At 55.5% G+C, this 24,767-nt stretch carries 24 protein-coding genes and 1 other annotated feature; of the genes, 14 read left to right on the forward strand and 10 right to left on the reverse strand.

Annotated elements, in window-relative coordinates:
* The first annotated feature begins 52 nt into the window (after positions 1-52).
* The gene (locus AC4ICF_RS05275; protein WP_116341576.1) at positions 53-325 is read left to right on the forward strand and encodes a metal-sensing transcriptional repressor; all 273 of its coding nucleotides are present in this window, start codon (positions 53-55) and stop codon (positions 323-325) included.
* On the opposite strand, the gene AC4ICF_RS05280 is transcribed toward AC4ICF_RS05275, so the two are convergent.
* Positions 318-1,883 (reverse strand): EAL domain-containing protein, encoded by a 1,566-nt coding sequence (locus AC4ICF_RS05280; RefSeq protein ID WP_316380345.1) that lies wholly within the window; start codon positions 1,881-1,883, stop codon positions 318-320. The genes AC4ICF_RS05275 and AC4ICF_RS05280 overlap by 8 nt on opposite strands.
* A gap of 220 nt (positions 1,884-2,103) precedes the next feature.
* On the opposite strand from AC4ICF_RS05280, the gene AC4ICF_RS05285 reads away from it, so the two are divergent.
* Both AC4ICF_RS05285 and ykgO read left to right on the forward strand, forming a co-directional pair.
* Positions 2,104-2,364, forward strand: coding sequence for a type B 50S ribosomal protein L31 (locus tag AC4ICF_RS05285; protein WP_006176933.1), 261 nt, complete (start codon positions 2,104-2,106; stop codon positions 2,362-2,364).
* A 2-nt stretch (positions 2,365-2,366) separates the two neighbouring features.
* Complete coding sequence (ykgO, locus tag AC4ICF_RS05290) at positions 2,367-2,507, forward strand: type B 50S ribosomal protein L36 (protein ID WP_003859006.1); 141 nt, start codon at positions 2,367-2,369, stop codon at positions 2,505-2,507.
* Here the strand turns inward: ykgO and AC4ICF_RS05295 are convergent.
* Positions 2,504-3,214 carry a GNAT family N-acetyltransferase gene (locus tag AC4ICF_RS05295; RefSeq protein ID WP_316380346.1) on the reverse strand — a complete coding sequence of 237 codons (711 nt, stop codon included), beginning with the start codon at positions 3,212-3,214 and terminating at the stop codon, positions 2,504-2,506. The two genes, ykgO and AC4ICF_RS05295, sit on opposite strands and share 4 nt — an antisense overlap.
* 101 nt (positions 3,215-3,315) lie before the next feature.
* Here AC4ICF_RS05295 and pdxR point away from each other — a divergent pair, with 101 nt between their 5' ends.
* Positions 3,316-4,776 (forward strand): MocR-like pyridoxine biosynthesis transcription factor PdxR, encoded by a 1,461-nt coding sequence (gene pdxR, locus AC4ICF_RS05300; protein WP_316380347.1) that lies wholly within the window; start codon positions 3,316-3,318, stop codon positions 4,774-4,776.
* Here pdxR and AC4ICF_RS05305 read toward each other — a convergent pair.
* From AC4ICF_RS05305 to acrA, 6 genes are all read right to left on the reverse strand, one after another.
* On the reverse strand, positions 4,748-5,215 hold the full coding sequence (locus tag AC4ICF_RS05305; RefSeq protein ID WP_116341568.1) for a YlaC family protein: 468 nt from the start codon (positions 5,213-5,215) through the stop codon (positions 4,748-4,750). The genes pdxR and AC4ICF_RS05305 overlap by 29 nt on opposite strands.
* Before the next feature lie 118 nt (positions 5,216-5,333).
* Positions 5,334-5,885 carry a maltose O-acetyltransferase gene (maa, locus tag AC4ICF_RS05310; protein ID WP_163330441.1) on the reverse strand — a complete coding sequence of 184 codons (552 nt, stop codon included), beginning with the start codon at positions 5,883-5,885 and terminating at the stop codon, positions 5,334-5,336.
* 209 nt (positions 5,886-6,094) lie between these two features.
* Positions 6,095-6,313 (reverse strand): hemolysin expression-modulating protein Hha, encoded by a 219-nt coding sequence (gene hha / locus AC4ICF_RS05315; RefSeq protein ID WP_008499287.1) that lies wholly within the window; start codon positions 6,311-6,313, stop codon positions 6,095-6,097.
* Positions 6,314-6,340: 27 nt separating this feature from the next.
* The gene (tomB, locus tag AC4ICF_RS05320; RefSeq protein WP_008499288.1) at positions 6,341-6,715 is read right to left on the reverse strand and encodes an Hha toxicity modulator TomB; all 375 of its coding nucleotides are present in this window, start codon (positions 6,713-6,715) and stop codon (positions 6,341-6,343) included.
* A 510-nt stretch (positions 6,716-7,225) separates the two neighbouring features.
* The gene (gene acrB, locus AC4ICF_RS05325) at positions 7,226-10,372 is read right to left on the reverse strand and encodes a multidrug efflux RND transporter permease subunit AcrB (RefSeq protein ID WP_061099017.1); all 3,147 of its coding nucleotides are present in this window, start codon (positions 10,370-10,372) and stop codon (positions 7,226-7,228) included.
* A 22-nt stretch (positions 10,373-10,394) separates the two neighbouring features.
* Complete coding sequence (gene acrA, locus AC4ICF_RS05330; protein WP_061099016.1) at positions 10,395-11,588, reverse strand: multidrug efflux RND transporter periplasmic adaptor subunit AcrA; 1,194 nt, start codon at positions 11,586-11,588, stop codon at positions 10,395-10,397.
* Positions 11,589-11,728: 140 nt separating this feature from the next.
* Here acrA and acrR point away from each other — a divergent pair, with 140 nt between their 5' ends.
* Both acrR and mscK read left to right on the forward strand, forming a co-directional pair.
* On the forward strand, positions 11,729-12,382 hold the full coding sequence (gene acrR / locus AC4ICF_RS05335; protein WP_116341564.1) for a multidrug efflux transporter transcriptional repressor AcrR: 654 nt from the start codon (positions 11,729-11,731) through the stop codon (positions 12,380-12,382).
* 112 nt (positions 12,383-12,494) lie between these two features.
* A complete protein-coding gene (gene mscK, locus AC4ICF_RS05340) occupies positions 12,495-15,863 on the forward strand; it encodes a mechanosensitive channel MscK (RefSeq protein WP_166710290.1) in 3,369 nt (1,122 codons plus the stop codon).
* A 51-nt stretch (positions 15,864-15,914) separates the two neighbouring features.
* On the opposite strand, the gene rsmS is transcribed toward mscK, so the two are convergent.
* Both rsmS and priC read right to left on the reverse strand, forming a co-directional pair.
* A complete protein-coding gene (gene rsmS / locus AC4ICF_RS05345) occupies positions 15,915-16,091 on the reverse strand; it encodes a pleiotropic regulatory protein RsmS (protein ID WP_316380350.1) in 177 nt (58 codons plus the stop codon).
* Between the two features lie 14 nt (positions 16,092-16,105).
* Positions 16,106-16,633, reverse strand: coding sequence for a primosomal replication protein N'' (gene priC, locus AC4ICF_RS05350; RefSeq protein WP_316380351.1), 528 nt, complete (start codon positions 16,631-16,633; stop codon positions 16,106-16,108).
* Between the two features lie 50 nt (positions 16,634-16,683).
* Between priC and AC4ICF_RS05355 the strand changes: the two genes are divergently transcribed.
* The 8 genes from AC4ICF_RS05355 to hemH all read left to right on the forward strand — a co-directional run bounded on the left by AC4ICF_RS05355 (position 16,684) and on the right by hemH (position 24,718).
* Entirely contained in the window at positions 16,684-17,061 is a 378-nt protein-coding gene (locus AC4ICF_RS05355; protein WP_116341556.1) for a DUF454 family protein, read from the forward strand.
* A gap of 151 nt (positions 17,062-17,212) precedes the next feature.
* Entirely contained in the window at positions 17,213-17,764 is a 552-nt protein-coding gene (gene apt / locus AC4ICF_RS05360) for an adenine phosphoribosyltransferase (protein ID WP_012016353.1), read from the forward strand.
* 88 nt (positions 17,765-17,852) lie between these two features.
* Positions 17,853-19,781 (forward strand): DNA polymerase III subunit gamma/tau, encoded by a 1,929-nt coding sequence (gene dnaX / locus AC4ICF_RS05365; RefSeq protein ID WP_316380352.1) that lies wholly within the window; start codon positions 17,853-17,855, stop codon positions 19,779-19,781.
* Positions 19,111-19,175, forward strand: a sequence feature (DnaX frameshifting element). Its footprint overlaps the gene before it by 65 nt.
* Before the next feature lie 54 nt (positions 19,782-19,835).
* Positions 19,836-20,168: a YbaB/EbfC family nucleoid-associated protein gene (locus AC4ICF_RS05370; RefSeq protein ID WP_003858972.1), complete on the forward strand. Its 333-nt coding sequence runs from the start codon at positions 19,836-19,838 to the stop codon at positions 20,166-20,168.
* The gene (gene recR / locus AC4ICF_RS05375) at positions 20,168-20,773 is read left to right on the forward strand and encodes a recombination mediator RecR (RefSeq protein ID WP_006809843.1); all 606 of its coding nucleotides are present in this window, start codon (positions 20,168-20,170) and stop codon (positions 20,771-20,773) included. The genes AC4ICF_RS05370 and recR overlap by 1 nt, the downstream gene beginning before the upstream one ends.
* Positions 20,774-20,883: 110 nt before the next feature.
* Positions 20,884-22,758, forward strand: a complete 1,875-nt coding sequence (gene htpG, locus AC4ICF_RS05380; protein WP_116341552.1) for a molecular chaperone HtpG — start codon at positions 20,884-20,886, stop codon at positions 22,756-22,758.
* Between the two features lie 228 nt (positions 22,759-22,986).
* Entirely contained in the window at positions 22,987-23,631 is a 645-nt protein-coding gene (gene adk / locus AC4ICF_RS05385; protein WP_006809841.1) for an adenylate kinase, read from the forward strand.
* A gap of 124 nt (positions 23,632-23,755) precedes the next feature.
* Positions 23,756-24,718 carry a ferrochelatase gene (gene hemH, locus AC4ICF_RS05390; RefSeq protein WP_316380353.1) on the forward strand — a complete coding sequence of 321 codons (963 nt, stop codon included), beginning with the start codon at positions 23,756-23,758 and terminating at the stop codon, positions 24,716-24,718.
* The last annotated feature ends 49 nt before the right edge of the window (positions 24,719-24,767 follow it).

A 24,767-nucleotide genomic window follows, 5' to 3' on the forward strand; every position in this document is an offset into this window, starting at 1 on the left:
AGGGGGAGTAGAGCGTGATATGCTTAAAAAGCCAAAACAGAGGGAGACAGAGATGTCACATACCGTTCGCGACAAGAAGATGTTATTGACTCGCCTGAAGAAAATTCAGGGGCAGAGCACCGCGCTGGAAAAAATGCTCAACAGCGATCACGAATGTGCCGACGTGCTACAGCAGCTGGCGGCGATCCGTGGAGCGGTCAATGGCATGATGATGCAGGTGATTGAAGGGCATCTTACCGATCATGTCGTGAAAGAGCCTGAAGAGGCGCAGCGTGAAGCCGATCTTGGCGTCGTGCTGCAGGTGATCAAATCCTATCTTAAGTAGAGCGCGTGGCGAGGTTGTTTTCTGCCCAAAGAATAAATTCCGTCTTTGGCAGCGCCTTACTGTAGAACCATCCCTGCCCGTACTGCACGCCATGGCGGTGCAGCCAGGTGAGCTGCCCTTCGGTCTCCACGCCTTCCGCCACCATCGCCAGCTGCAGCGATTTCGCCATTTCGATAATGTGCGGCGTTACGTTTTTGTACTCCAGCGCATCCACGAACGATTTATCAATTTTTAGCGTGTCGACATCAAGATCCTGCAGATAGCTGAGGCTGGAATAGCCCGTGCCGAAATCATCAATGTAGACAGGGTGGCCCGAACGGCGAAACGCGGCGATAGCCGGCGCGCTGATTTTGGGGTCAGCAAAGCCACGCTCGGTTAACTCAAGGGCGATTTGTCTGGGGTGAATCTGCCACTTATTCAGTAGCTGGCTCAGTAAAAGCGGCAGGTTACTGGAGGTCAAATCGGCCGGGGCGAGGTTGATGGAGATATGCTGATCGGGGTGGAGCTGCAGCCAGTGGCCCATATCTTCAAACACTTTTTCCACGACTAACTGCGTCAGCTGCGAGATGAGGCCGGTTTGTTCAGCAAGCGGCACAAAAATATCAGGCGAGAGACTGCTTCCGTCTGGCTGGGGCCAGCGCGCCAGTGCCTCTGCGCCGACAATTTTGCCGCTACACAGCGCCACAATGGGCTGATAGTGAACTACAAAATCGCGGCTGTTAATGGCGTCAAGCAGGCGATTGCGTGGCGACTGGATGCGTCGCAGGATCCGCAGGACAAACAGTGCCGCAAGCACGCTTATCAGCATGCCAAACGGCAGCCAGAAAAGCAGTTGCCGGTGCCAGGTTTCAGCCAGGGGCTTGAGCGTAGCCCATGCGACGACGGTAAACCCCAACTCAGGGACTGGTTTCATCACATACATCGAACCATTGTACTGAATGCTGGAGATACCCCGATCGTTAACCCGATCGCGGATATGCGGATCAAGCGTGTTACTGCTGGCGAAAATAAGATGCGTTGCGCTTCCCACCAGGGCGGCATCAATGGCAATCGCCCCGAAGGGGATCACATCCACAAGCGAGGCAGGATCGATCAGAACAAGGTAATGACCTTTTCCCAGGACGGCCATGTAGCGGTGAAAACCAAGATCGTTTTGTGCGGTAAGCCACGCGCTGTAACCATCTTCGGTTATCCGCATGGGAGGAGGGTAAGGGACCGCTTTGCTGGCCTGCTCAAGCGAAGAGCAGATTGGGCGGAGATTGTCGATGTAGATCACCTCCTGGATATAGCGCCATGAGAACGCGACCCGACGTATCTCCCTCAAGTGCAGCGGGCTACAGGGGACCCCTTTAAATTCCTGCAGATGATTTAACGCTTCTTTAGCTTGATCCACGACCCTGTCGGTGCGCATCAGCACGCGAGAAGCATAGCTATCCAGCGCATCGACAAATTTCTCTTCCGCCTGGCGATGGGCCAGCCAGATGCTGAGGCAAATGGGAACCAGCACGGAAAAGATAAGTACGCCAGTCACCAGACTGACCAGATGTCGGGTTTTCATACTGTCGTTTCCTTTCTCATATGCCCGAATTCGGGCACTGAGTTCCCTACCTGCAGAGAGATATTTTACCGCGAAATGAAATAGTTATAGCACGTGGGGGCAGGGTTTTCATGTTATCTAAAGCAAATCAGAAAATATCGTCGGAAGAGAGGGGGGTTGTTTTTTCAACATGGCCTGGATATTATTTTGTTATGTTATAACAAAACACATGGGGTTTACGATGAAACCAAACATCCATCCAGCGTATCGCACCGTGGTATTCCACGACACCAGTGCCAATGAATACTTTAAAGTTGGTTCAACCATTAAAACCGACCGCGAAATTGAACTCGACGGTGAAACGTATCCGTACATCACCATCGAGGTTTCTTCAAAATCGCATCCGTTTTATACCGGCAAGCAAAAAACGTTCTCCACGGACGGCAGCGCGGCGCGCTTCCGCAAGCGTTTTGGCGGCTTTCTTAATGCGAAGCGGGGCTAACCATGCAGGTGCTTAACTCATTGCGCAGCGCAAAACAGCGTCACCCGGATTGCCAGATAGTCAAACGCAAGGGACGCTTATACGTGATTTGCAAATCCAATCCGCGCTTTAAGGCGGTGCAGGGACGTAAAAAAAGACGCTAAACGCGTGTTTCTCGCCAGCTTTCCAGGGATCTCTTCTGTTTGCCATCGGCAGTAAAATTGTCGGTGGCAAGCCAGCCTTCAAAGGCGCTCGCCAGTGCCGACCACTCTTTGTCGAGAATCGAAAACCAGTCGGTATCCCGGTTACGGCCTTTTATGACCAGCGCCTGGCGAAAGCGCCCTTCAAACTGAAAGCCCAGACGCAGTGCCGCTTTGCGCGAAGGCTCGTTCAGGCTGTTGCACTTCCATTCATATCGCCGATAGCCAAGGGTATCGAGCACGTACCGCATTAGCAGATATTGCGCTTCTGTTGACATGGGCGTACGGCTTAATAGCACGGAGAAGTGAACGTGTCCTACTTCCACAACGCCGTTTTTGGGATCGATCCGCATCAGGGCCAGCGTCCCGACCGGGGCCTGAGTCTGATTATCTATAACCGTAAAGTGCATCGGGTCCGATAACTCACACACGCTTGCCACCCATTCGGCAAACTCCGCGGCCGTGGCATCGGGTTCACGCAGCAGCCACGTCCAGCTGCGGGTGTCTCCGGCCAGAGCATAGGCGGAGAACAACGCTTCGGCATGCTCCACGCGCAGCGGTTCAAGCCGGCAATAACGCCCCTGCAGTACCACCCGGGACGGATGAGGGCGGGGCTGCCAGTTGGTAAGAGCTTCGCCCACAGGTTGTCCAAACTCATTGAATGTCTTCATTTTTATTTCCGTGACGTTGAGAAGAGTTCCAGATTAGAAAATTACTGGTTCCTTAAAAAGAACCACTCGACTATGTTTTAGTGGTACCACAAGGAGATGAAATGAACATACCGGGCGATGAACTTTATACTTTGCTTCACGCTGCGCTGAAAACGCGTGGGGAAGAGACGCTCCAGCGCGCGCTCTATCTCGCTTTGCGGGAGGCCATACTGGGCGGAAGACTTCGCTCCGGGAGCCAGCTGTCCGGCTCGCGAACGTTGGCGCAGCAGCTCTGCGTTTCCCGGAACACCGTCAATGCGGCGCTGGACCAGCTCACGCTTGAAGGCTATTTGCTGCGTAACCGTCAGGGGACGCGGGTGGCGCAATTCGCCCATCGTGCCAGCCGGCGGGTGCTGCCGGATCCTGACGTCCGGCTTGCAAAACGTGTCGCTCAGCTGCCTGAGCCTGTACCGCGCGACACCCCGGTAATGGCGTTTACGCCGGGAACGCCCGCCATCAACTATTTCCCCTTGCCGCTGTGGCGACGATTGTACGATCGCGTCCTGCGGGAGGAGGGGAGCGCTCTGCTGGGCTATGGCGACCCGGCCGGGGAGCCGTCGCTGCGGGCAGCCATTGCCCGCCACCTTGCTCTCTCTCGCGGCATTGACTGTGACGCCAGCCAGATTGTGATAACAGAAGGGGCGCTTGAGGGCGTTAATTTGTGCACGATGCTGTTAAGCGAGCCGGGGGATGTCGCCTGGGTGGAAAACCCTGGCTATAGCGGGGCTAAAAGCGCCTTTGTTAAAACGGGCCTGGCGATGACCGGTATACCGGTGGATGACGAGGGGATGCGCTGGGAAGGGCTGCATGCGCCTTCACCCACGCTGATTTTTACCTCGCCATCGCACCAGTTTCCTTACGGGAGCGTGCTCAGCGCGCGGCGGCGGCTTGCCCTGCTGGAGCTGGCCCGCCAGCACAAGGCGTGGATCATTGAGGACGATTACGACAGCGAGTTCCGTTATGTCGGTGAGCCGGTACCGGCGATGCTGGGAATGGTCAACAACGCGCCCGTTGTGTATCTGGGAACCTTCAGCAAAACGCTGTTTCCGTCTCTCAGAATGGGGTTTATGGTGTTGCCGCCAGCGCTGGCGAAAGCGGCGCGCCCGGCCATCGGCTCGCTGCTGCGCGGCGGGCATCGTGCAGAACAGCGCACCCTGGCGCTGTTTATTGAGGAGGGACACTATGCCCGTCATCTGGCCGCCATGCGTCGCCTTTATCGTAAGCGTTACCGCCAGCTGCGGGAGGTGCTCGGCGCAGAGCTTCATACTCCGCACCGTATTCTGGCCGGTGAAGGCGGTATGCACCTGACGCTGTCGATAGACGGTATTGATGACCAGAGGCTGGTAGAGAAGGCGAGGCCGTTTCAGCTGGCACCCGCGGCACTGAGCGGGTACTACCTGGAGAGGAAGCAGGGGCAAACCGGCCTGGTTTTAGGTTACGGCAACACCTCTGCTTCGCAGTTTGCACCGGGGATCCGACGCCTGCAGGCGTTAATTACGCAGCAGCAGGTCGGGAAAGGGTAAAGACATCATAAAACGAGAGCTGGCCTTTGGTGGCGACCATTTTCTGCAGCTTCTCTTTTTGCACGGTGTCGACAGCCGGAGAGTGCATGATGTTTTCGATCAGCTCCCTGGGCACGAAACGCGTGTTGTACCATTCGCCGTTATAGCAGACCCGGAAATCGAGGACGTCAATATCTTCGTAACGGTAGCGGGGATTCACGTCGAAAAAGAAAAAGGCGTTAAAGACGACAAACAGCACCACCAGCAGCCAGACGGAGTCCACCAGCGTTTCGGACTTCAGCATTACAATCAGCGTCGCCAGCCAGGCGGCATACATGGCAACAAACAGCCCGGGATGTTTGCGGATAAAGCTAATGCTAAAGCGCGGGCGATTGTCGCGCTTTTCGCGGTGGTTAAGATCGTCGATGGTGGCGGTAAGCAGGCGCTGTATCTCGGTCATTTTTGGCCTTTATGAGAGTTGACAATACAGGGTGTCTGCCAATTTTAGGGGAGCCATCAGGCTGAAAAAAGTAACAGTCTGGTGCTAAAAGACCATAACAGTTGGCTCCCCCGGAGCGTTACAGCGTTTTGATGATTTTCGCCGGGTTGCCGCCCACGACGACGTTAGCCGGGACGTCTTTCGTCACGACGGCACCGGAAGCCACCACCACATTATCGCCAATGGTGACGCCAGGGTTAATGACCGCACGTCCACCAATCCAGACATTATTGCCAATAGTGACGGGCTTACCGAACTCCACGCCGCTGTTACGTTCTTCTGCATCCAGCGGATGGGTTGCCGTATAAATATGTACGCCTGGCGCGAGCATGCAGTTATCGCCAATACGAACAGGGCAGACATCAAGCATCACGCAATCGAAGTTAGCGTAAAAGTCTTTGCCGAGATAAATGTTATATCCATAGTCACAGCGGAAGCTCGGCTCAATATACGCCCCTTCGCTTTGTCCCAGCAGTTCCGCCAGAATGTTCTGGCGTTCTGTTTTTTCGTCAGGTGCGGTGTGGTTATAGCGGTGAATCAGATGGCGCGCCCGCAGCCGGTCGGCTCGTAGCGTCTCATCACCGGGGCGGTAATGTTCACCTGAAATCATCTTCTGTTTTTCTATGCTCATCGGAAACCTCTCTGGATGTTATTCCTGAAGGGTAATCGCAACTGGCAATCAGGGGAACGTTCCCGGAAAGCCGATGTGACCAGAGTCACAACATTGTTGCTGATGAGCGCGTTTAACACGGAGACCTGGCTTTCGCGCAGGGAGCATAACGGGACAGGTGAATACAGCTTATAACGTGGCGTAGAACCTCTACAGACACACTTCAAAGATTAACGAACAAATTTCCACACAGAAGTGGGGATTTTGTCATACAGCTTATTCATCGTCAGCTCTGCAAGGCGATGGTCAGCGGCTGAATAAAATACCGCCAGTTCATTATCAGAAAGCTCGTATTTATTCTTTTCAATGACGCGTTCAAGGGTGTCAATTGACTGGCAACGTCGTAAGCGCATCAAATAATCGATCTTTGTGAGTGGTTTATCAGACATAAATTCACCTTAGTAATTGTAATAATTTTAACAGGAAAGACTAACCGGGTTAGCTCTGCTCACGTTGACGAAACAGCGGAATAGCCGGTTTCCCGATTTACGCCATTTTTGCAAATCCTGGGCGTTAATGCCGTAGCTGCTGAACAACATAAAGGTGTCGTCCAGGTATTCATCAATTTGCTCAATGAGCTTATTATCTTCATTGTACTTAATTTTATAATTAAGTGCGAAGGTAGCAATATGCTCTATCAGCTCATTCAACTGTAAATTGATGGCAGACGTTGGGTCGTTTACCCAGCCATGGTTGCTTTCATCAAGATTGGCAAGGCAGTCATGGTACAAGGATTCGCAGAGAAATTTCAACTGCGCGATATCATGCCTTTTTGGCGAGTACTCGTCCATAGCGCATCCCCTTCTGAGTGATTTCTTACTCACCGAACATCATTGTCGGGATGGATACAACTGACTTAGCTACATGAGTGCTGTGTTCCTGATAACCTAACTATAAGCCACTCCTTCCTGGATTTCACCGCGCTATTACGAAAAATTACAAATAAAACCGCAGGCTGCGAGCGTCTACGCAAATGTTCATGCGGAACCAGACGTTTTTATCCTGATTAACGATTGTTTTTTTCGCTTCCTTACGTTTCATTGGCTTAGCGTACGGTCAGAAGAAAAGTTCAGAACTGGCGTTTTGTTTGTCTGAACTTTTAATTAGGAATATTCCTAACAACTTAAGCGGGGAAATAGATTTAGAAAAATTCTGAATTCACCGATTAAGTTATCAGTTAATTATGATATGCCTGATTAAGATGGCAGAAAATAATTAGGACCTCAATAAGCTTATTTTATGATTTTTTCTGAAAATGAAAAAGGCCGCAAATGCGGCCTTTTTATTATATGAAACCGGTATCAGTGAGGTTCTACCGAATGACTATGCTCAACATCTTCATTCTTACGGCTGAAGCGGCGGCGAACCACCACGAAGAACACCGGGACGAAGAAGATAGCCAGTACGGTCGCGGTGATCATACCGCCCATTACACCTGTACCTACCGCGTTCTGCGCACCGGAGCCCGCACCGGAGCTGATAACCAGCGGCATTACGCCGAGGATGAACGCCAGAGAGGTCATCAGGATTGGACGCAGACGCATACGTACTGCTTCAAGCGTCGCCTCGATAAGCCCTTTGCCTTCTTTCTCCATCAGATCTTTGGCGAATTCAACGATAAGTATCGCGTTCTTCGCCGACAAGCCAATGGTTGTCAGCAGGCCTACCTGGAAGTACACGTCGTTGGTCAATCCGCGGAACGTTGCAGCAAGCAGCGCACCGATAACCCCGAGTGGAACCACCAGCATAACGGAGAACGGAATTGACCAGCTCTCGTACAGTGCCGCCAGACACAGGAAGACCACAATCAGTGAAATGGCGTACAGGGCAGGGGCCTGGTTACCGGACAGACGTTCCTGATAGGACATACCGGTCCAGTCATAGCCGATACCCGCAGGCAGTTTGCTTGCCAGCTCTTCCATCAGGTTCATGGCTTCACCGGTGCTTCGGCCCGGCGCGGCCTGACCCAGGATTTCCATCGACGGCAGACCGTTGTAACGTTCCAGACGCGGTGAACCGTATTCCCAGCGCGACGTCGAGAAGGCTGAGAACGGCACCATCTGGCCATTGCTGCCGCGAACGTACCAGTTATTAATATCGTTCGGCAGCATACGGTACTGCGCTTCTGACATCACGTACACTTTCTTCACGCGACCGCGGTCGATGAAGTCGTTGACGTAGCTACCGCCCCAGGCCGCACCCAGCGTGGTATTGATGTCGCTGATGGACACGCCCAGCGCCTGCGCTTTCTCCTGATCGATATCGATCTTGTACTGCGGCGTATCTTCCAGGCCGTTTGGACGTACGCCAACCAGCAGGTCAGGGTGTTTAGCCACTTCGCCGAACAGCTGGTTACGCGCCTGCGTCAGTTTCTCGTGACCCAGACCGCCCTGGTCGATCAGCTGGAAGTCGAAACCGGTTGCCGTACCCAGTTCAACAATCGCTGGCAGGTTAAAGGCGAAGACCATCGCATCTTTAATCTGCGAGAAGGTGCCCATGGCACGGCCCGTGATCGCTTCAACTTTATTCTCATCGCCCGGACGATCCGCCCAGTCTTTCAGAGAAACGAAGGCGATACCGGTGTTCTGACCACGACCCGCAAAGCCAAAGCCGTTAACCGCAAACACGGATTCAACGTTCGCTTTCTCTTTGGTGAGGTAGTAGTCCGTCACTTCATCCAGCACTTTCTGGGTACGTTCTTGCGACGCCCCTGCCGGAAGCTGCGCCATCGTCAGGAACACGCCCTGGTCTTCATCTGGCAGGAACGAGCTTGGCAGACGAACGAACAGGAAAGCCATCCCCACAACGATGATGATATAGAGCAGCAGATAACGACCGGTGCTGCGCAGGATATTGCCCACGCTGTCGGTGTAGTGGTGCGTGCTCTTATCAAACATGCGGTTAAACCAGCCGAAGAACCCTTTATGCTCGCCGTGACCGCCTTTCTGAACTGGCTTCAGCATGGTGGCACACAGCGCTGGCGTCAGGATCAACGCCACCAGGACCGACAGCGCCATCGCGGAAACGATGGTAATGGAGAACTGGCGGTAAATCGCACCCGTAGAGCCCCCGAAGAAGGCCATCGGGATAAATACCGCGGACAGCACCATCGCGATACCCACCAGCGCGCCCTGGATCTGGCCCATGGATTTACGGGTGGCTTCCTTCGGTGGCAAACCTTCTTCCGCCATCACGCGCTCGACGTTCTCTACTACCACGATGGCGTCATCCACCAGCAGGCCGATGGCGAGCACCATCCCGAACATCGTCAGGGTGTTTATCGAGAACCCAAAGGCTGCAAGGATGGCAAAGGTCCCCAGCAGAACGACCGGCACGGCGATGGTTGGGATCAGCGTCGCGCGGAAGTTTTGCAGGAACAGATACATCACCAGGAACACCAGGATGATCGCTTCTACCAGCGTTTTAACCACTTCGTGAATCGAAATTTTAACGAACGGCGTAGTGTCATACGGATAAACGATTTTCAGACCTGACGGGAAGAACGGTTCCATCTTCTTCAGTTCCGCACGGATCGCCGTCGCGGTGTCCAGGGCGTTCGCGCCCGTCGCCAGTTTGATACCCAGGCCAGACGCCGGTTTACCGTTAAACTTCGCGATGATGTCGTAGTTCTCACCACCCAGCTCAACCTTGGCCACGTCGCGCAGACGAACCTGCGAACCGTCCTGGTTCACCTTCAGCAGAATTTTGCTGAACTCATCGGCGGAGGTCAGACGGGTTTGCGCGATAATGGACGCGTTAAGCTGCTGACCTTTCACCGGCGGCGTACCGCCTAACTGACCGGCTGCCACCTGGGCGTTCTGCGCTTTAATCGCGTTAATCACGTCAACCGGCGTCAGCTGGAAGTTGTTCAGTTTGTTCGGATCCATCCAGATACGCATCGCGTACTGGGAACCGAACAGCTGAACGTCACCCACACCGGACGTACGGCTGATGGCGTCCTTCATGTTGGCGCCAACGTAGTCGGAAATATCCTCCTGCGTCATGGTGCCGTTGGTGTTGATAACGCCGACAACCATCAGGAAGCTGCTGGACGATTTCTCGACGCTCACACCCTGCTGTTGCACTTCCTGCGGCAGAAGAGGCATCGCCAGCTGCAGTTTGTTCTGCACCTGAACCTGCGCAATGTCCGCATCCGTACCGGATTCAAAGGTCAGGGTAATCTGAACCGTACCGGTGGAGTCACTGTTTGAGGACATGTACATCAGGTTATCGATACCGTTCATGTTCTGTTCGATAACCTGAGTTACGGTATCCTGCACCGTTTTCGCATCAGCCCCCGGGTAGGTTGCGGAGATCGTCACCGCCGGTGGCGCAATCGTTGGATATTGCGCAACAGGCAGCTTCAGGATCGCAAGTCCCCCGGCCAGCATGATGATAATGGCGATCACCCACGCAAATATGGGGCGATCGATAAAGAAATTAGGCATGTCTTAACGGCTCCTGTTTAAGTTAAGACTTGGTTTGTTCTGACTGGCCAGCGGCCGAAGCTTGTTGTTTATCGTCAGATGTCACTTCCTGTGCTTTTACCTGCGCGCCAGGACGTACTTTTTGCAAACCAGTAACAATCACGCGATCGCCATCTTTCAGACCTTCCGTCACCAGCCATTTATCGCCAATCGCCTGGGTAGCGGTGATATTGCGCGTTTCGACTTTGTTATCTGCCCCGACAACCAGTGCGCTCGCATCTCCGCGTGGCGTACGGGTCACACCCTGCTGTGGAACCAGAAGTGCGGTTGGATTCGTTCCTTCTTCCAGACGCGCGCGAACGAACATACCTGGCAGCAGATTTTTGTCAGGGTTCGGGAAAATCGCACGTAAGGTGATGGAACCGGTGGTCTGGTCGACCGTCACGTCGGAGAATTCCAGGGTACCTTCCTGCGGGAACTTGATACCGTCGTTGGTAACCAGCTCCACTTTGGCTTTGCCGTTTTCCTGTTTCAGGGTGCCGTTAGCCAGCTCCTGTTTCAGGCGCAGGAAATCATTGCTGGACTGCGTCACGTCAACGTAGATCGGATCGAGCTGCTGCACGGTTGCCAGCGCAGTGGTCTGACCGTTCTGTACCAGTGCCCCTTCCGTTACGGAAGATTTACCAATACGTCCGCTGATAGGGGAGGTCACTTTGGTATAGGCCAGGTTGATGCGGGCGGTTTCGACTGCCGCTTTGGCTGCTACCACGGCTGCGTTAGCCTGCTGGGCATCTGCCAGGGCGGTATCGTAATCCTGTTGGCTGATGTACTTCGTGCCGAGCAGTTTCTGATAGCGGTTCAGCGTCAGCTGGGCAATTTTTGCCGCGGCTTGTGCTTTAGCCAGGTCACCTTTCGCGCTTTCATAAGAAGCCTGATAGGTCGCGGGATCAATCTGATACAGAGACTCACCGGCCTGCACATCGCCGCCTTCGGTAAAGTTACGCTTCAGGATAATGCCGCTAACCTGAGGACGAACTTCCGCAATGCGGTAAGCGCTAGTACGGCCTGGTAATTCGGTGGTGATCTGCAGAGGTTCAGATTTGAGTGTCACAACGCCGACTTCTGGCGCCTGCTGAGCTCCTTGTTGAGCCGGTTTGTCGTCACATCCTGTAAGCGCTAAGCTGCCTGAGAGCATCAGAACGACCGCCAGAGGCGTTAACCCTCTGTTTTTGTTCATATGTAAACCTCGAGTGTCCGATTTCAAATTGATCAAGGGTCCTGAGTCTAAAACCCATTGCTGCGTTTATATTATCGTCATGCTATGGTACATACATTCACAAATGTATGTAAATCTAACTCCTGTAAATTCACTCACCTATGGCACGAAAAACTAAACAACAAGCGCTGGAAACCCGACAACACATTCTGGATGTGGCGATACGTTTGTTCTCTCAGCAGGGTGTTTCTTCAACCTCGCTGGCGCAAATTGCTCAGGCCGCTGGTGTGACGCGGGGAGCGATTTACTGGCATTTTAAAGACAAGTCAGATCTGTTCAGTGAAATCTGGGAGCTTTCAGAGTCCAGCATTAGCGATCTCGAGAGTGAGTATCGGGCAAAATTCCCTGACGATCCACTCTCAGTATTGAGAGAAATATTAGTATATATCCTTGAAGCAACGGTAGTTGAAGAGCGTCGCAGATTAATGATGGAAATTATTTTTCATAAATGCGAGTTCGTGGGCGAAATGGCGGTGGTGCAACAGGCGCAGCGCAGCCTCAGCCTGGAGAGCTATGACCGGATTGAACAGAACCTGAATCTGTGTATGCAGGCAAAACTGTTACCAGCCAGTCTGCTGACCCGCCGGGCGGCTGTCCTGATGCGCAGCTACATTTCAGGGCTCATGGAAAACTGGCTGTTTGCGCCGCAGTCCTTTGACCTCAAAGAGGAAGCCCGCAGCTACGTGGCGATTTTACTGGAAATGCTACAGCTCTGCCCCACGCTGCGCGGCGACGCGCCTTCGTTATCTGCCTGAGTCATTCCAGGATTTATCTTAGAGGGTAATGTTCGCGCTATTCTGCTTCCGGCGAGCGTGATATTCTTCACGCCGGACTATTTTCGGTCATCTGCTGACATCATTCACAACTATGCTGCCCATCAATCGCTCGCAACATCCTGTATTTGCATTGCTCTTCGCTATGCTGTTTTTCTTCTCCACTGCGCCGCTGACCTGGGCTCGCGCAGATAACAGCACTGATATTCCCTCGCGCAGTGAAATTCAGTCGCAGCTCGACACTCTGAATAAACAAAAAGAGCTCTCTCCTCAGGAGAAACTCACCCAGCAGGATCTAACGGAAACGCTGGAAAATATTGATAAGATTGAGCGCGTTAAAGCAGAAACCACCCAACTTCGTCAGAAGGTGGCGCAGGCGCCGGAGAACATGCGTAAGGCCACGGAAGCGCTGAGCGCGCTGAGTGACGTCGATAACGACGACGAAACGCGCAAGACGCTTTCCACGCTCTCTTTACGTCAGCTGGAATCGCGCGTCGCCCAGCTGCTCGACGACCTGCAAACCGCACAGTCCGACCTCGCGACCTACAACAGCCAGCTTGTCTCCCTGCAAACCCAGCCCGAGCGCGTGCAAAATGCGATGTACACCGCGTCTCAGCAGCTGCAGCAGATCCGCAACCGACTGAACGGCACGACGGTGGGCGAAGGCACGCTGCGTCCGACGCAGCAAACCCTGCTGCTGGTTCAGCAGTCGTTGCTCAATGCGCAAATCGAACAGCAGCGTAAAAGCCTGGAAGGGAACACGGTGCTGCAGGACACGCTTCAGAAACAGCGTGATTACGTGACGGCGAATATTAATCGCCTTGAACACCAGCTTCAGCTGTTGCAGGAAGCGGTAAACAGCAAACGCCTGACCCTGACGGAAAAAACCGCCCAGGAGGCCGTATCGCCGGACGAAACTGCCCGCATTCAGGCCAACCCGCTGGTGAAACAGGAGCTTGAGGCTAACCATCAGCTCAGCCAGCGCCTGATACTGGCGACGGAAAACGGCAACTCGCTGGTTCAGCAAAATATCAAGGTGAAAAACTGGCTGGATCGCGCGCTACAGGCGGAACGCAATATTAAAGAGCAGATTGCGGTCCTGAAGGGCAGTCTCCTGCTGTCGCGTATTCTCTACCAGCAGCAGCAGACGCTGCCGTCCGCCGACGAGCTGGAGGACATGACCAACCGCATTGCGGATTTACGTCTGGAACAGTTTGACGTCAACCAGCAGCGCGATGCCCTTTTCCAGAGCGATACTTTCGTCGCCAAAATTGAAGAGGGCCATTCCAGCGACGTGAACCCTGAAGTGCATGACGCGCTGCTCCAGGTGGTGGATATGCGCCGCGAACTGCTGGACCAGCTCAACAAACAGCTGGGCAACCAGCTGATGATGGCGATTAACCTGCAGATCAACCAGCAGCAGCTGGTCAGCGTGTCAAAAAGCCTGCAGGAGATTTTGACGCAGCAGATTTTCTGGGTGAACAGCAACAAGCCGATGGACTGGGACTGGATTAAGTCCTTCCCGGAAACGCTGAAAACGCAGATTAAAAGCATGAAAATCACCGTGAACTGGGAAAAAGCCTGGCCTGCGGTAATGATTGCTTTCCTGGCCGGTTTACCGCTGCTGCTGATCGCCGGTCTTATTCGCTGGCGTTTGAAATGGCTGAAACAGTACCAGGCGAAGCTGGCGTCGGAAGTGGGGCAACTGCGCAACGACAGCCAGCTCCATACGCCAAAAGCGATTCTGATCGATCTCATTCGCGCGCTGCCGGTGTGCCTGATCATTCTGGCCGTGGGGCTGATTCTGCTCACGATGCAGCTTAACGTCAGCGATCTGCTCTGGGCGTTCAGTAAAAAACTGGCGCTGTTCTGGCTGGTATTTGGCGTGTGCTGGAAGGTGCTGGAAAAAGACGGCGTGGCGGTGCGTCACTTCAACATGCCTGCTCAGCTAACCAGCCACTGGCGCCGTCAAATTGTGCGCGTCAGCCTGGCGCTCCTGCCGCTGCACTTCTGGTCGGTTATTTCTGAGCTTTCCCCGCTGCATCTGATGGATGATGTGCTGGGTCAGCTGGTCATTCTGCTGAACCTGCTGCTGATTGCCATCCTGATGTGGCCGATGTGCCGCGACAGCTGGCGCGATAAAGAGTCCCATAATCTTCGTCTGGCCACCGTGACGGTGCTGGCGATCATTCCGCTGGCGCTGATGGTGCTTACGGCAACGGGCTACTTCTACACCACGCTGCGTCTGTCCGGGCGCTGGATCGAGACGGTCTATCTGGTGATCGTCTGGAACCTGCTCTATCAGACCGTGCTGCGCGGCTTAAGCGTTGCGGCCCGCCGCATTGCTTACCGCCGTGCGATAGCGCGTCGTCAGCATCAGGTGAAAGAGGGGGCCGAAGGCGCGGAGCCGCAGGAAGAGCCGACCATCGCGCTGGAGCAGGTTAACCAGCAGACGCTGCGTATCACCATGCTGGTGATGATCGCCCTGTTTGCCGTGATGTTCTGGGCGATCTGGTCTGATTTAATTACGGTCTTCGCCTATCTCGACAGTATTACCCTCTGGCAATACAACGGTACCGAAGCCGGCGCGGCGGTGATGAAAAGCGTCACCATGGGCAGCCTGCTGTTTGCGCTGGTGTCTTCGGTGGTGGCCTGGGCGCTAATTCGCAACCTGCCGGGTCTGCTGGAAGTGCTGGTTCTGTCACGGCTGAACCTGCGCCAGGGGGCGTCATACGCCATCACCACCATCCTGAATTACGTCATCATTATTGTCGGCGCGATGACGGTATTCGGCTCGCTGGGCGTCTCGTGGGATAAACTGCAATGGCTGGCGGCCGCTCTCTCGGTCGGTCTTGGTTTCGGCCTGCAGGAGATCTTCGGTAACTTCGTCTCCGGCCTGATCATCCTGTTCGAACGTCCTGTACGAATTGGCGATACCGTTACCATCGGTACCTTCTCCGGTACGGTCAGCAAGATCCGTATTCGTGCCACCACCATCACCGACTTCGATCGTAAAGAGGTGATTATCCCGAACAAAGCGTTCGTGACCGAGCGTCTGATCAACTGGTCGCTCTCGGATACCACCACGCGCGTGGTGATTCGCCTCGGCGTGGCCTACGGTTCCGATCTGGATAAAGTGAAAGAGGTATTGCTAAAAGCCGCTAAATCGCATCCAAAGGTCATGCACGATCCAGCGCCAGACGTGTTCTTCACCACCTTCGGGCCAAGCACGCTGGATCACGAACTGCGTTTATACGTGCGTGAACTGCGCGATCGCAGCTACACCGTGGACGAATTGAACCGCGCGATCGACCGCCTGTGCCGTGAAAACAACATTAACATCGCCTTCAACCAGCTTGAGGTTCACCTGCATAATGAGAAAGGCGATGAGCACACGGAAGTGAAGCGCGAGATTAAGGGAGATGACCCTCACCCAGCCCTCTCCCCGGAGGGGAGAGGGTAAAAAGCGAATCAATGCAGATCTTTCAAACCGTACCTAACGGTCCCCTCTCCCTCAAGGGAGAGGGTTAGGGTGAGGGTGAGGGCAACCGACCTTCACCTTTCCTTCAAAATCCCGCCGCACAATCTCCAGTGCCTTCAGCACCGTCTCCGCCGGGATCTCATGATTCTCCAGCAGCATAATTAAATCGACGGCCAGCTTGACCTCATCAGGTGCATTTTCCAGTGACATAGATGTGGCTCCTGTTAACGGGTCAGGCGTTCAATCACGCGCTCAATTTCATCCAGCGCCTGACGGCAGCGAACGATGCGTCCTTCCAGCGCGCTAATCTCGCGCATCAATAGCTGCTGCTCTTCCAGCGTTTCGCTGTTGTTCAGGCGCGTTTCGCGCTCGCGCTTCATCTCAAACAGGCGACGCTCAAACTCCTGGTTCTCCAGCCGCTTGCGCTGCCATTTTCCGAGCCCAGGCGAGGCGCTGTCCCAGGCGCGCAGCGGCCAGGCGGCGATTTCACGATGCATGGCAGTGATCTGCTCAGTGAGATGCTCTGCGAGCCACTGAGCCTGCTCCAGTTGTTCACTCTCAACCGCGTGACGAAGCTCGTCAAGGTTGGTCTGCGCCTCCGCAAGATAATCCTGAATTAAAGTACTGCGGGTGCGGAACAGCTGACGGTCAAAGCGCGGCTTCACCGTGGCGTGGCCCATCAGCGGCGTGGCCTGAGTCCGCAGTGTTGTTAGCTGATTTTGCAGCGTCTCAAGAAGCAAGACTGTTTTCAAGGCGCTCTCCAGTGGTAAAGTAGCCGTTCAGTTTGATAACGATTCGCATTATGCAGCGTACTATTTTAATCATCATTGGCTGGCTCGCGGTAGTGCTGGGCACGCTGGGCGTGGTTTTGCCCTTGCTGCCTACCACGCCGTTCATCCTGCTGGCGGCCTGGTGCTTCGCCCGGTCGTCGCCGCGTTTTCACCACTGGCTGCTCTACCGCTCGTGGTTTGGCGGTTACCTGCGGCACTGGCAAAAACACCGGGCCATGCCGCCCGGCGCCAAGCCTCGCGCGATCGCGGTGATCCTCATCACCTTCGCAATCTCACTCTGGCTGGTGAAAATGATGTGGGTGCGGATCCTGCTGCTGTTCATCCTGACCTGCCTGCTGATCTTCATGTGGCGGATCCCCGTGGTTGATGAAAAGCAACAAAAGCACTGAAGCCTCATAATGGCTGTTGCAATTATTGCGTACAGCCAGTAAATTCGACCGTTTTCGAGCACAGGCGCGCCTGGTTAAAGGTTAAACAATTGTTACCTTTGCCGACTCGTTGCGCGCCGTGAGTAACACTGTTTCATTTAGGCACAAACCGATGACCGCAACTGCACAGCAGCTTGAATATCTGAAAAACAGCATCAAAAGCATCCAGGACTATCCAAAGCCTGGCATTCTTTTCCGTGATGTCACCAGCTTGCTGGAAGACCCGAAAGCGTACGCGCTCAGCATTGAACTGCTGGTCGAGCGTTATAAAAACGCCGGGATCACCAAAGTAGTAGGTACCGAAGCCCGTGGCTTCCTGTTTGGCGCACCGGTTGCGCTGGAGATGGGCGTGGGTTTTGTGCCGGTGCGTAAGCCGCGCAAGCTGCCGCGTGAAACCATCGCGGAGAGCTACGAGCTGGAGTACGGCACCGATCAGCTGGAAATCCACGTTGATGCCATCAAGCCAGGCGACAAAGTGCTGGTGGTGGACGATCTGCTGGCAACCGGCGGCACCATTGAAGCCACCGTGAAGTTGATCCGCCGTCTGGGTGGAGAAGTGACCGACGCGGCATTCATCATCAACCTGTTCGATCTCGGCGGTGAACAGCGCCTGGAAAAACAGGGCATTACCAGCTACAGCCTGGTGCCTTTCCCGGGTCACTAATCCCGGTTTTCACAACCTCGCTCAATGGGTGAGGTTGTGGTAGCATTCCCCTCCATAAATTCACCTTCCAGCGTTGCAGAGCCTGCCCATGAGTTATCAGGTGTTAGCCCGTAAATGGCGACCACAAACCTTTGCTGACGTTGTCGGTCAGGAACATGTGCTGACGGCCCTGGCGAACGGCTTGTCGCTAGGTCGCATCCATCACGCCTATCTTTTTTCCGGCACCCGCGGCGTCGGTAAGACCTCTATTGCCCGTTTGCTGGCGAAAGGTCTCAACTGCGAAACCGGGATCACCGCCACCCCTTGCGGCGTGTGCGATAACTGCCGGGAGATCGAGCAGGGGCGTTTTGTCGATCTGATCGAGATTGACGCCGCCTCGCGCACCAAAGTGGAAGATACCCGCGATCTGCTCGACAACGTGCAGTACGCCCCGGCGCGTGGCCGCTTCAAGGTCTACCTGATCGATGAAGTGCACATGCTGTCGCGCCACAGTTTTAACGCCCTGCTGAAAACGCTGGAAGAGCCGCCCGCGCACGTTAAATTCCTGCTGGCGACCACCGATCCGCAAAAGCTGCCGGTCACGATCCTGTCGCGCTGCCTGCAGTTCCATCTGAAGGCGCTGGACGTTGAGCAGATCCGCGCGCAGCTTGAGCACATTCTTGATGAAGAGAATATTGTCCACGAACCGCGCGCCCTGCAGCTGCTGGCCCGCGCGGCGGACGGCAGCCTCCGTGATGCGCTGAGCCTGACCGACCAGGCCATTGCCAGCGGTGACGGTAAGCTCTCCACCGAGGCGGTCAGCACCATGCTCGGCACGCTGGATGACGATCAGGCGCTGTCGCTTATCGAAGCGATGATTGCCGCCAACGGTGAGCGCGTGATGTCGCTGGTCAACGCCGCCGCGGGGCGGGGGATTGAATGGGAAGCGCTGCTGGTCGAGATGCTCAGCCTGCTGCACCGCGTGGCGATGCTGCAGCTTTCACCGTCCGCCATCGGTGCGGACATGGCCGCCATTGAACAGCGGATGCGTGAACTTGCCCGCACCGTGCCGCCTGCCGACGTACAGCTGTATTACCAGACGCTGCTGATTGGCCGCAAAGAGCTGCCGTACGCGCCTGATCCACGTATGGGCGTTGAAATGACGCTGCTGCGCGCGCTGGCGTTCCACCCGCGCATGCCGTTGCCGGAGCCTGAAGTGCCGCGGCAGTCTTTCGCCCCGGTCGCCCCTACGGCGGTGATGTCGCCGCAGCAGGTGCCACCGCAGCCGACACCGCCGCCGCAGCAAAACGTGCCGCTGTCGGATGCCACCAGTTCGGTGCTTGCCGCACGCAGCCAGCTACAGCGTGCGCAGGGAGTAACCAAACCAAAAAAGAGTGAACCGGCAGCGCCAGGAAGAGCGCGGCCGGTGAACAACGCCGCGCTTGAACGACTGGCCTCGGTAACGGAGCGCGTACAGTCGCGTCCGGCACCGTCCGCGCTCGAGCAGAAAGCCCCGGTGAAAGAAGAGGCTTACCGCTGGAAGGCAACCACCATTACTGAAACGGTGAAGGAAGAGGTCGCCACGCCAAAAGCGCTGAAAAAGGCGCTGGAGCATGAGAAAACGCCGGAGCTTTCCGCGAAGCTTGCCGAAGAGTCTATCGCGCGGGACGCCTGGGCCGCCGAGGTCAGCAAACTCCAGTTGCCGAAGTTGGTGGAGCAGGTCGCGCTGAACGCCTGGAAAGAGCAGGACGGCAATCAGGTGTGTCTGCACCTGCGTCCGGGCCAGCGGCACCTCAATTCCCCTGGCGCGCAAAAGGCGCTGGCTGAGGCGCTTGCTGCTTTACAGGGCTCACCGGTTGAATTGACTATCATTGAAGATGATAATCCGGCAGTGAAAACGCCGCTCGAATGGCGCCAGGCCATTTATGAAGAGAAGCTCGCGCAGGCGCGCGAGGCGATAATTGCGGATAACAACATTCAGACCCTGCGCCGGTTCTTCGACGCCGATCTGGATGAAGAGAGTATTCGCCCCATTTGATCGTGAGTCTGACTTACGGTTGTAATCCTTAAACGTGAAAGAAGAGAGAAGCCTATGTTTGGTGGAAAAGGCGGTCTGGGTGGCCTGATGAAGCAGGCTCAGCAGATGCAGGAAAAAATGCAGAAGATGCAGGAAGAGATCGCTCAGCTGGAAGTCACGGGTGAATCCGGTGCCGGTCTGGTCAAGGTGACCATCAACGGTGCGCACAACTGCCGTCGCGTGGAAATCGACCCGAGCCTGCTCGAAGACGACAAAGAGATGCTGGAAGATCTGGTTGCAGCCGCGTTTAACGATGCCGCTCGCCGTATCGACGAAACCCAGAAAGAGAAAATGGCCTCTGTTTCCAGCGGTATGCAGTTGCCGCCTGGCTTCAAGATGCCATTCTGATGCAAACCAGTCCGCTGCTCACGCAGTTAATGGAAGCGCTGCGCTGCCTGCCGGGCGTTGGCCCGAAGTCGGCGCAGCGCATGGCGTTTACGCTATTGCAGCGCGACCGCAGCGGCGGGATGCGCCTGGCGCAGGCTTTGACCCGCGCCATGTCAGAAATTGGTCACTGTGCGGATTGCCGCACCTTTACCGAGCAGGACGTGTGTAACATCTGTACGAACCCGCGTCGTCAGGAAAACGGTCAGATTTGCGTGGTGGAGAGTCCGGCGGACATCTACGCCATCGAACAAACCGGGCAGTTTTCGGGTCGCTACTTCGTGCTGATGGGGCATCTCTCCCCGCTCGACGGCATTGGCCCGGATGATATCGGTCTTGACCGCCTTGAACAGCGTCTTGAGTCCGAAACGATCAAAGAGGTGATCCTCGCCACCAACCCAACGGTGGAAGGGGAGGCAACCGCCAACTACATCGCCGAGCTGTGCGCGCAGTACGGCGTTGATGCCAGCCGCATCGCCCACGGCGTGCCGGTGGGCGGCGAGCTGGAGATGGTGGACGGCACCACGCTGTCGCACTCGCTGGCCGGACGCCACAAGATTATTTTCTGACCAAACGGAGGCTGCGCGCGCGGCCTCCGCTTGAAAATTTCTCCCCTTATCCCCATCTCTCCCTCAACGTTTTAAAACCCCATTAAATGGCATTGTTGAGGTCGACTTAGATGAAAGGACAAGAAACCCGTGGTTTCCAGTCAGAAGTAAAACAGCTTCTGCACCTGATGATCCATTCCCTGTATTCCAACAAAGAAATTTTCCTGCGTGAGCTGATTTCCAACGCCTCTGATGCGGCGGACAAGCTGCGCTTCCGCGCGCTGTCCAACCCGGATCTGTACGAAGGCGACGGCGAGCTGCGCGTGCGCGTCTCTTTCAACAAAGAGAACCGCACCCTGACCATCGCCGATAACGGCATCGGGATGAACCGCGACGAGGTGATCGACCACCTCGGAACCATCGCCAAATCCGGCACCAAAGCGTTCCTCGAGTCCATGGGCTCTGACCAGGCGAAAGACAGCCAGCTGATCGGCCAGTTCGGCGTCGGTTTCTACTCGGCGTTCATTGTGGCCGACAAAGTTACCGTGCGCACCCGTGCGGCGGGCGACAGCGCCGAGAACGGCGTGCTGTGGGAATCCAAAGGGGAAGGCGAGTACACCGTTGATGACATCACCAAAGCGGATCGCGGGACTGAAATCACCCTGCACCTGCGCGAAGGCGAAGACGATTTCCTGAACGACTGGCGCGTGCGCTCCATCATCAGCAAGTATTCCGATCACATCGCCCTGCCGGTAGAGATTGAAAAACAGGAAGAGAAAGACGGTGAAACCGTGGTTTCCTGGGAGAAGATCAACAAGGCTCAGGCGCTGTGGACGCGCAACAAGTCGGAAATTAAAGACGACGAATACAACGAGTTCTACAAGCACATCGCCCACGACTTTACCGACCCGCTGACCTGGAGCCACAACCGTGTGGAAGGTAAGCAGGAGTACACCAGCCTGCTGTACATCCCGGCGCAGGCGCCGTGGGACATGTGGAACCGCGATCACAAGCACGGCCTGAAGCTGTACGTGCAGCGCGTATTCATTATGGACGACGCCGAGCAGTTCATGCCGAACTACCTGCGCTTTGTGCGCGGTCTGATAGATTCCAACGATCTGCCGCTGAACGTTTCGCGTGAAATTCTGCAGGACAGCACCGTCACCCGTAACCTGCGCAACGCCCTGACCAAACGTGCGCTGCAGATGCTGGAAAAACTGGCGAAAGACGATGCCGAAAAATACCAGACCTTCTGGAAACAGTTCGGCCTGGTGCTGAAAGAAGGCCCGGCTGAAGACATGGCGAACGTTGAAACCATCGCCAAACTGCTGCGCTTTGCCTCTACGCACACCGACTCCTCCGCGCAGACCGTGTCGCTGGAAGAGTACATCTCCCGTATGAAAGAAGGGCAGGAGAAGATTTACTACATCACCGCCGACAGCTACGCGGCGGCGAAGAGCAGCCCGCACCTGGAGCTGCTGCGTAAGAAAGGCATCGAAGTGCTGCTGCTTTCTGACCGCATCGACGAGTGGATGATGAACTACCTGACCGAGTTCGACGGGAAGGCGTTCCAGTCTGTCGCTAAAGCGGACGAATCCATCGACAAGCTGGCTGATGAAGTGGACGAAAGCGCGAAAGAAGCCGAGAAGGCGCTGGAGCCGTTCGTTGAACGCGTGAAAACCCTGCTGGGCGACCGCGTGAAAGAGGTGCGCTTCACGCATCGTCTGACCGACACCCCGGCGATTGTCACCACCGATGCCGACGAAATGAGCACCCAGATGGCGAAGCTGTTCGCCGCGGCGGGCCAGGCGGTGCCGGAAGTGAAATATATCTTTGAGCTTAATCCGGATCATCCGCTGGTGAAACGCGCCGCGGATACCCAGGACGACGCCCGCTTTGCCGAGTGGGTTGAACTGCTGCTGGATCAGTCCCTGCTGGCCGAGCGCGGCACGCTGGAGGATCCTAACCTGTTCATTAAACGTGTGAATGCGCTGCTGCTGGCGTAATTAAACACCTCCCCCTCACCCTGCCCTCTCCCCATAGGGGAGAGGGTGTTCAAATTCCCTCTCCCCTATGGGGAGAGGGTTAGGGTGAGGGGAATCAACTGCACTAACCCAAATAATCTCCCCCCATTAACCGTTTCAGCCTTCCCGCCTTCCTTGAGCGATGCCCGTTCTGGTGGTATTGTTTAGCGCTTTTGAAAAATTGAAACGACTTTTGAGGGGATTTTCGCAATGCGTATTATTCTGCTTGGCGCTCCGGGCGCGGGTAAAGGAACTCAGGCTCAGTTCATCATGGAGAAATACGGTATTCCGCAAATCTCCACCGGTGACATGCTGCGCGCCGCTGTTAAATCTGGCTCCGAGCTGGGTAAACAAGCGAAAGACATCATGGACGCGGGCAAGCTGGTAACCGACGAGCTGGTTATTGCTCTGGTCAAAGAGCGCATTGCTCAGGAAGACTGCCGTAACGGTTTCCTGCTGGACGGCTTCCCACGCACCATTCCTCAGGCTGACGCCATGAAAGAAGCGGGCATCAACGTGGACTACGTTCTGGAGTTTGACGTACCGGACGAGCTGATCGTTGACCGCATCGTTGGCCGCCGCGTGCACGCTGCTTCTGGCCGCGTTTACCACATCAAATTCAACCCGCCTAAGGTTGAAGGCAAAGACGACGTGACCGGCGAAGAGCTGACCACCCGTAAAGACGATCAGGAAGAGACCGTGCGTAAACGCCTGGTGGAATACCATCAGATGACCGCGCCGCTGATCGGCTACTACACTAAAGAAGCGCAGGCGGGTAACACCAAATACGCGAAAGTTGACGGCACCAAAGCCGTGGCTGACGTTCGTGCAGAGCTGGAAAAAATCCTCGGCTAATTGCGCGCCTCTCACCCGGGCTCCCGGGTGAGAAATATTCTCATCTCACCTATTACAGCAATGGGTTTCGTTTAAACGCATTTCCGCTACAATTGACAACCTATCAAATGGTTAAGAGGCGTGAATGAGTCAGGCGAAAACCGGCATCCTGCTTGCCAATCTGGGCACTCCAGAAGCACCCACTCCAGACGCGGTAAAACGCTATCTGCGACAATTTTTAAGCGACACGCGCGTCGTGGATTTTCCGAGACTGCTGTGGTGGCCGCTGCTGCGTGGCGTCATTCTGCCGATTCGCTCTCCGCGCGTTGCCAAACTCTATCAGTCCGTCTGGATGGAAGAGGGCTCGCCGCTGATGGTGTACAGCCGTCGTCAGGAAAAAGCGCTGGCCACCCGCCTGCCGGAGATGCCCGTCGCGCTCGGCATGAGCTACGGCAAACCGTCCCTGAAAAGCGCGGTGGACTCGCTGCTGGCGCAGGGGGTGGACCATATCGTCGTGCTGGCGCTCTACCCGCAGTACTCCTGCTCGACGGTGGCCGCCGTCTGGGACGAGCTGGCCCGCATTCTGGCAACCCGCCGCCGCATTCCTGGCGTGACCTTTATTCGCGATTACGCTGATAACGAGCTTTATATTAAAGCACTTGCCAACAGCGCCCGTGCGTCGTTTGAAAAACACGGCGAGCCGGATCTGCTGCTGCTTTCCTACCACGGGATCCCGCAGCGTTTCGCTAATGAAGGGGATGATTACCCGCAGCGCTGCCGCGATACCACGCGCGAGCTGGTTTCCGCCCTCGGCCTGCAGCCGGAGAAGGTGATGATGACCTTCCAGTCGCGCTTTGGCCGCGAGCCGTGGCTGACGCCGTACACCGATGAAACCCTTAAAATGCTCGGCGAGAAGGGCGTGAAGCACATCCAGGTGATGTCACCGGGCTTTTCGGCAGACTGTCTGGAAACGCTGGAGGAGATCGCGGTGCAAAACCGGGAGTTTTTCCTTGAGGCCGGGGGCGAAAAGTATGAGTACATTCCGGCGCTTAACGACTCGCCTGAACATATCGACATGATGGTCTCGCTGGTGACGAACAGCCGCTGATCGCACTCCGGGCCGGGTTTGTGCTACCATTCCCGGCCCATATTCTTCG

It is taken from the genome of Enterobacter sp. ECC_219_Taxon_10, from assembly GCF_058354905.1.

Coding starts and splice junctions, on each gene's coding strand:
- AC4ICF_RS05275 (WP_116341576.1), top strand. CDS start 53: ATGTCACATACCGTTCGCGACAAGAAGATGTTATTGACTCGCCTGAAG.
- AC4ICF_RS05280 (WP_316380345.1), bottom strand. CDS start 1,883: ATGAAAACCCGACATCTGGTCAGTCTGGTGACTGGCGTACTTATCTTT.
- AC4ICF_RS05285 (WP_006176933.1), top strand. CDS start 2,104: ATGAAACCAAACATCCATCCAGCGTATCGCACCGTGGTATTCCACGAC.
- ykgO (WP_003859006.1), top strand. CDS start 2,367: ATGCAGGTGCTTAACTCATTGCGCAGCGCAAAACAGCGTCACCCGGAT.
- AC4ICF_RS05295 (WP_316380346.1), bottom strand. CDS start 3,214: ATGAAGACATTCAATGAGTTTGGACAACCTGTGGGCGAAGCTCTTACC.
- pdxR (WP_316380347.1), top strand. CDS start 3,316: ATGAACATACCGGGCGATGAACTTTATACTTTGCTTCACGCTGCGCTG.
- AC4ICF_RS05305 (WP_116341568.1), bottom strand. CDS start 5,215: ATGACCGAGATACAGCGCCTGCTTACCGCCACCATCGACGATCTTAAC.
- maa (WP_163330441.1), bottom strand. CDS start 5,885: ATGAGCATAGAAAAACAGAAGATGATTTCAGGTGAACATTACCGCCCC.
- hha (WP_008499287.1), bottom strand. CDS start 6,313: ATGTCTGATAAACCACTCACAAAGATCGATTATTTGATGCGCTTACGA.
- tomB (WP_008499288.1), bottom strand. CDS start 6,715: ATGGACGAGTACTCGCCAAAAAGGCATGATATCGCGCAGTTGAAATTT.
- acrB (WP_061099017.1), bottom strand. CDS start 10,372: ATGCCTAATTTCTTTATCGATCGCCCCATATTTGCGTGGGTGATCGCC.
- acrA (WP_061099016.1), bottom strand. CDS start 11,588: ATGAACAAAAACAGAGGGTTAACGCCTCTGGCGGTCGTTCTGATGCTC.
- acrR (WP_116341564.1), top strand. CDS start 11,729: ATGGCACGAAAAACTAAACAACAAGCGCTGGAAACCCGACAACACATT.
- mscK (WP_166710290.1), top strand. CDS start 12,495: ATGCTGCCCATCAATCGCTCGCAACATCCTGTATTTGCATTGCTCTTC.
- rsmS (WP_316380350.1), bottom strand. CDS start 16,091: ATGTCACTGGAAAATGCACCTGATGAGGTCAAGCTGGCCGTCGATTTA.
- AC4ICF_RS05355 (WP_116341556.1), top strand. CDS start 16,684: ATGCAGCGTACTATTTTAATCATCATTGGCTGGCTCGCGGTAGTGCTG.
- apt (WP_012016353.1), top strand. CDS start 17,213: ATGACCGCAACTGCACAGCAGCTTGAATATCTGAAAAACAGCATCAAA.
- dnaX (WP_316380352.1), top strand. CDS start 17,853: ATGAGTTATCAGGTGTTAGCCCGTAAATGGCGACCACAAACCTTTGCT.
- AC4ICF_RS05370 (WP_003858972.1), top strand. CDS start 19,836: ATGTTTGGTGGAAAAGGCGGTCTGGGTGGCCTGATGAAGCAGGCTCAG.
- recR (WP_006809843.1), top strand. CDS start 20,168: ATGCAAACCAGTCCGCTGCTCACGCAGTTAATGGAAGCGCTGCGCTGC.
- htpG (WP_116341552.1), top strand. CDS start 20,884: ATGAAAGGACAAGAAACCCGTGGTTTCCAGTCAGAAGTAAAACAGCTT.
- adk (WP_006809841.1), top strand. CDS start 22,987: ATGCGTATTATTCTGCTTGGCGCTCCGGGCGCGGGTAAAGGAACTCAG.
- hemH (WP_316380353.1), top strand. CDS start 23,756: ATGAGTCAGGCGAAAACCGGCATCCTGCTTGCCAATCTGGGCACTCCA.